We start from the raw sequence: 622 nt of genomic DNA, 5'->3' as shown, positions 1-622 counted from the left end.
GCTTCGCGCACCAGCCGGGCGGCGCGGTCGGAATCGCCCTCGGTCAGGAGCACGCGGGCCAGCGCGAACTTGCCCTTGGCGCTGGTCGGGCGATCCATCGTGAATCTGTGCACGGTGGCCGCGTCGCTCTTCTCCTGCCACAGCCGTGCCTCGGCGCGGCGGCGGAGCAGGGCGCTGCTCGGCCAGTCGGGATTGGCGGCGAGGAAGGCAGCGTAGCGCTTGAAATTCGCGGTGCTGTCGGGATGGCGCAGCATGAACCAGTCGGCGAGCTTCTGTCCGGCGGGATCGGCGATGCGATCGCGTGCGGCGGCCGCATCATCGTTCTTGCCCTTGCGCGCGAGATCGACCGTGTCCTTCAGCGCGGCGAGATCGCCGGTCAGCGGCGGCGGTGCGGGCTTGTCCGCGGCGACCGTCTTCTTCGACTTGCGCTTGGCCTCGGCGTGCTTGCCGTGCCGCGTCTTGCCGGCGGCGGCATGGCGGTGCTTGCCGGCTTTCGCCTCATGGGTCTTCTTCTGCGCCGAGGATTTGTGACTGCTCTTCGCTGCCAGCTCGGCGGGAAGGAGGGCCATCGCGGCCACGGCAACGACACACGCGAGCGAGCGTAGGCACTGGTTCATTCGAT

The 622-nt window shown here is 69.1% G+C and carries 1 pseudogene; it reads right to left on the bottom strand.

Going from position 1 to position 622, the window contains the following annotated elements:
* A pseudogene (locus JHD07_RS19630) lies at positions 1 to 617 on the bottom strand (lytic transglycosylase domain-containing protein); the annotation flags it as partial.
* Positions 618 to 622 lie beyond the last annotated feature (5 nt).

This window comes from Bradyrhizobium sp. (assembly GCF_016462955.1).
Classification (GTDB): domain Bacteria; phylum Pseudomonadota; class Alphaproteobacteria; order Rhizobiales; family Xanthobacteraceae; genus Bradyrhizobium.
The sequence above is the reverse complement of the archived record's forward strand: the minus strand, read 5'-3'. Positions and strand labels throughout refer to the sequence as shown.